At 60.2% G+C, this 4,935-nt stretch carries 3 protein-coding genes and 2 pseudogenes; 2 read left to right on the top strand and 3 right to left on the bottom strand.

All coding sequences use genetic code 11. The annotated features are described in order from the left end of the window. Positions 1 to 159: 159 nt before the first annotated feature. Positions 160 to 1,155, bottom strand: coding sequence for an ABC transporter substrate-binding protein (locus tag AC0L3D_RS36075; protein ID WP_473647460.1), 996 nt, complete (start codon positions 1,153 to 1,155; stop codon positions 160 to 162). Positions 1,156 to 1,457: 302 nt separating this feature from the next. On the opposite strand from AC0L3D_RS36075, the pseudogene AC0L3D_RS36070 reads away from it, so the two are divergent. Beyond that, positions 1,458 to 1,776: pseudogene (locus AC0L3D_RS36070) on the top strand (transposase); the annotation flags it as partial. A gap of 143 nt (positions 1,777 to 1,919) precedes the next feature. Here AC0L3D_RS36070 and asnB read toward each other — a convergent pair. Together asnB and AC0L3D_RS36060 are read right to left on the bottom strand one after the other, a co-directional pair. Then, entirely contained in the window at positions 1,920 to 3,752 is a 1,833-nt protein-coding gene (asnB, locus tag AC0L3D_RS36065) for an asparagine synthase (glutamine-hydrolyzing) (protein WP_473647459.1), read from the bottom strand. Between the two features lie 508 nt (positions 3,753 to 4,260). Continuing rightward, positions 4,261 to 4,416: pseudogene (locus tag AC0L3D_RS36060) on the bottom strand (IS630 family transposase); the annotation flags it as partial. Positions 4,417 to 4,602: 186 nt separating this feature from the next. Here AC0L3D_RS36060 and AC0L3D_RS36055 point away from each other — a divergent pair. After that, positions 4,603 to 4,881: a hypothetical protein gene (locus AC0L3D_RS36055; RefSeq protein WP_473647458.1), complete on the top strand. Its 279-nt coding sequence runs from the start codon at positions 4,603 to 4,605 to the stop codon at positions 4,879 to 4,881. Positions 4,882 to 4,935: the final 54 nt, after the last annotated feature.

The raw sequence follows: 4,935 nt of genomic DNA, 5'->3' as shown, positions 1-4,935 counted from the left end.
TCGCGTATCTGTGCCGGAAGCTCGTCATATGTGAGGCTAGCGACCGCATCGGCGACGTCTTGTGTCAGGGACATGTTTTTAACCGCAGTGGTAAACACAAAGTCAAACCAAGGCCGGCCCGCTTGTCGGGGCCGGCGGCCCCCTTCCCTGGAAGGGTGCCTATTTCTGGATCCAAGCGTTCCAGCGGTCGATCAGCATCGCTTTGTTGGCGTTGATCCACTCGGCGTCCGGAACCACCATATCGGAACTGATTTGCTCGGCGGACGGTATGTTGGCGCGCACTTCCGCCGTCATGTATTGAAGCGCATCCGTGCTCGGAGGAGTACAGGCCAAGGCCTCGCAAATTTTCCCCTGGATCTCGGGCGAATCCAGGAAGAATTTCAGCATCTCAAGTGCTTCCGTTTTGTGGGGGGCGCGCTTCACAACGGCGTAGCGGTCACCCACCAAAAGCGCGCCGTCATATGACCAGGCGATGCGCTGCCCTTCATTCTTGAGGGCCATGGTGCGGGTCATCCAAATGAAGCCGGCATCATATTCTCCATTGCGGAATCCCTGGGTCGTCTGGTCACCCGTCGTCCACCACAGGCTGATGTTTGGTTTCAACTCATCGAGCTTCTTGAAGGCGCGATCGATGTCCATCGGATAGAGGTCCTTGATAGCAACACCGTCGGCCACGAGTGCCACGGTCAATTGCCGCCAGGCGTCCGACTGGGCGGGCATGGCACGCGCGCCGGGGAAGTGCTTCGTGTCCCAGAATTCGTGCCAGTTCGTGGGGCCGCCATTGGGGAAATGTTCCTTGTTGTAAGTCAGAAGCGTAGCTCCGCGGCCGAAGAGAACGCCTGACGATTTGCAAGAGCCGGACGGCAGATCACCGCGGTTGCTGAATTGGGCGCAGAAGTCTGAAATGTCATCTGCCCTAGCCAATTGGTCCGGCGCCTCCGCGTCCATTTCGCCTTCGATGAAGATATCCCAAGTGACGTTGTCGGACGCGATCATGGCCTGCACCTGCGCACGCCGTTCGGCGGTGTTGCCGGACGGGACGACGACGACTTTGATGCCGGTGGCCTTTTCGAAGGGGACGAGCCAGTTCTCGCGAATGACTTTCTCATAGGCGCCGCCGTTGGACGCTAGGACGACCTGGCGGTCCTGCGCCATTGCCGGGGCCGCAGACGCGGTCAGCGACAGTGCCGCGAGTCCATAAAGGCCAATCAAGAATTGCGTTGTCATTTTCGTTTCTCCAGCCGGGGGTGAGATCGTTGATACAGGGTGGGATCACGGATCGTCCGGATCGAGACGGCGACGATGATCGTGGAGACGACCGCAATGACAGTTACCCTCGACCAGCTTCCTGGTTATCGTACCCTGAGGTCCATGTCGATGATGTGCAAGCGGCATCAGCCGATCTCCGGGATGAGCTTCCGGCCAAGCGGCCGAACGGGAGCTGAAATCCGTCCCCGCGCCGCCTTGTTCGGGCGATTCGGAGGAATTGGCCGAACACCCGGATCCTGATTCCGGGCCGACATCCATTTGCAACAGTCCCCAGGTCACCGACTGGTGCCGCACAACGATGTCGACTTCATCTTCGGCGTGGCGCTTCAAACCGTGCCGTTGTGCTGGATTCCAGATCCACGACATGCTTGCGCAGGATCGTAGTGGCCGTCGGCAAAGACGGGCAAGCTCCGCCTCTTCAACGAGTTCTTTGATGGCGCCGCCAGTTGGAACCGCGTCGAGCACGTCATCGCCCGCGTCGAGGTCGGAGCCCAGGGGACGCATACCGCTAAAAGCTCCTGCGCTTTGTTTAGCGCTTTGCAACGCTCTGTAGTGATGTGCGATCTTGAAAGTTCGGGAAGAAGATTTGGCCATGCGAGCCCAACTCCGTATCGGATGTCCTTTGCTGTTGTTACGCGTGTTCTGCCTTCTCAGACCGTGAGGCTCACGTTGTAATCGGTCAGGAAATCCTGAAGGGTCAGGATATGCTCCACTCCCCTGAGGTTGTCGTTCGCGTTGAGCAACGCGCGGGAGCCGTCGACGGACAGCAGCGGTGCCACTGCCGCATTGCGGTCATTCAGCACCGCGGTGAACCGGGCGCGCAGCATTCTGTCGTAGGTCGGATCTTGGATAGACGGATACGCACTCTTGACTCGCTGCACCACCGACTGCGGCAGCAGCTCCGCGATGGCGGCCCGCAGCAGGCTCTTCTCGCGCCCGTCGAAAGTCTTGTGGGACCATGGGGTGCCGAACACGTACTCAACGAGGCGGTGGTCGCAGTAGGGGACCCGCACCTCGAGACCCAAAGCCATGCTCAGCCGGTCCTTGCGGTCGAGCAGCGGCGGCAGGTAACGCGTGAGGAAGAGATAGCAGACCTCGCGCATGCGACGCTCGTGCGGATCGGCCGAGGCCGGACCGGTCAGGACGGGTACTTCCGCAAGTGCCCTGTGGTACTGATCGGCGAGGTAGTCGGGGAGATCGAGTTTCTCGACGAGCCCGGGATCTAGTGATTGCAGTGCGATGCCGTCGCTGATTTCGAACCAGGGAAACCTGTCGGCCTGAACGCGGGCGGGATCGTTGAAAAACCTGTAGCCGCCAAAAAGCTCGTCGGCGGCCTCCCCGGACAGGGCCACCGTCGAACGTTGCCTGACCGCCCGGAACAGAAGGTAGAGCGAGCTATCAAAGTCGCCCATGGTCAACGGCAGGTCGCGGGCGTGGAGGGTGGCGGCCCGCACGTTCGGGTCCATCAGTTCGTCCGCAGATAACGTGATGTCCGTGTGGTCTGTACCAACGAACTTCGCGACATCCTGCACGTACGGCCCGTCAGGTGTGGCGCACCCCGGGCCGGGGGTAAAGTTGTCGGTATAGCCGACGAAGTCGAGGGCGAAGGACCGAATACGTTCGTCGCTGAAGCGCGCGGCTAGTGCGGTCATGGCCGAGGAATCAAGCCCGCCCGACAAGAGCGTGCACAACGGCACATCGGCGATGAGCTGCCGCTGGATCGTGTCCTCGAGCAACTCGCGGACGCGCCGAACGGTGGTAGGCACGTCGTCGGTGTGCCCGCTGTCGGTGAGCTGCCAATAGCTCATCTGCTGGACGCCTTCGCGGGTCACGCGGACGATGTGGCCGGGCGGTACCTCACGCATGCCGCGGAAGACGGTGCTGTACGGGTCGGCGAAGTAGCACAGCGTGCGACGTAGCCCCTCGGCGTCCATGGCCCGTTCCGCGAGACTATTGGCGAGAATCGCCTTTGGCTCGGAGCCAAACAACACTCCGTGCTCGGTGGGGTAGTAGTAAAGTGGCTTGATGCCGAGCCGGTCGCGTATGAGAAGCAGTTCGCGCTTGGCGGTGTCCCAGAGTGCGTAGGCGAACATGCCGTTGAGTTCGCTCACGGCCTTGCGGGGGTCGTCGTTGCCCCACTCGCGGTGGGCGTGCAGCACCACCTCGGTGTCGCTGCTCGTGTCAAACCGATGGCCCAAGGCGACGAGCCGGTGACGCAGCTCGCGGTAGTTGTAAGTCTCCCCCGTGTAAACGAGCGCCAACGTAGGTCGGCCGTCCTCCTGGAGCGTCATCGGCTGGCGGCCGCCCTGGATATCGATGATCGCCAGGCGGCGGTGTCCCAGCGCCGCAGGCCCGTCGATCCAGATCCCCTCGTCGTCTGGACCACGATAGGCCATGCTGGCCGTCATGTCGGCAAGATCCCCTCGCGCGTCGGGACTTCCAAAGTCACGATCGAAATCAATCCATCCACAGATGCCGCACATATTTTGGCTCCTTGCCTTCGGTAACTGTTGCGCAACTTCGGGCATCCGAACACCGCACCCCCCGGCGACCGCGCGATATCCTTTTGGCGTCTCATTGGCTCAACCTGGGCCGAGCGCGGCGAAGTCACGTGGCCCAAAGCCTGCAAGATGCTCAATCCAAGCCTTGTAACGGTCCTTCGCCAGTTTCGCGCCGACATCATCCCCTCTGAGCAATATTGCAGCTGTTTGAGTACCCGTGCGCCAAAAGACCGATCTGTTTTGCTGCGGCCTTCCGGCGAGGGAGACTCAAAAGTCATGCCAATTGCACCCAGGAAGCCTCAGAAAAAATCTTCTGCATGCGAACCAATGGCTTGCATGAGAGTGAAGACGTGACTCAGACCGAACACCACCGTGTCGCGGACTCGACAAACCCGACCATGGTTGTCGGTTGACCGGCATTTTGCCAGGTATCGCTGACAGGATTGCTCCGCACCGCAAGCGCGGAATTCACGCCTAGAGCACGTCCGGTTTAGTCCGGGTCATAGCCTGCGGCGTTGAAGTAATTCTGGCATTCGGCTGGGTGAAGAGGTCGACGAGCGACCCGACGGACGGTCAACAGGACTGTGATTGTCCTCTCGGCTTTGGCGCGCATACGAGCCTTGAGTTTTGAGAAGGCGTTTTCGATTGATGGTGTTGTCTTGTCTTATGACTTTCCAGGCCGTTCGGTCCAGTAAGAGATGCCCTATCCGGGATGGCCATCCCGAATCGGGCGGGAGGGGATGGATCGGAGTTGTATAGGTAGTTGAGGACCGTCGATTAGTGTGATCACCCCTTTCTGGGCCCGGATCACAAGAATAGGACAGCGGAAAAGATGAGCGAGACCCTACCACAAACCATCGGCATCGATATCTCAAAAGCAACACTCGATGCTCATGCCTATCCTGCAAGCAGCAACGAGCAGTTTGCCAATACTGCCAGCGGCCATACAGCCTTATTTGCACGGCTGGGGCGATGGTCAGTCGACGCGTGGTATATGAGGCGACTGGTGCTTACCACCAGGAACTCGAGCAAGCTCTGGCTGATCTGCCTTGCGTCAAGCTCAATCCCGCTCGTGCGCGACGCTTTGCCTATAGCGCGACGATCAGGATGAGACGCGCGCGACAATCTGGATGAGACTCTCAGAGCGCGGTCACGGGCAAATTAT

The sequence above is a fragment of the Mesorhizobium sp. WSM4837 genome (assembly GCF_055811435.1).
This window is presented reverse-complemented; position numbering and strand designations above follow the sequence as displayed.

Bases quoted from the DNA above. Each gene is read 5' to 3' on its own strand.
- AC0L3D_RS36075 (WP_473647460.1), bottom strand. From the start codon at position 1,155: ATGGCGCAGGACCGCCAGGTCGTCCTAGCGTCCAACGGCGGCGCCTAT.
- asnB (WP_473647459.1), bottom strand. From the start codon at position 3,752: ATGTGCGGCATCTGTGGATGGATTGATTTCGATCGTGACTTTGGAAGT.
- AC0L3D_RS36055 (WP_473647458.1), top strand. From the start codon at position 4,603: ATGAGCGAGACCCTACCACAAACCATCGGCATCGATATCTCAAAAGCA.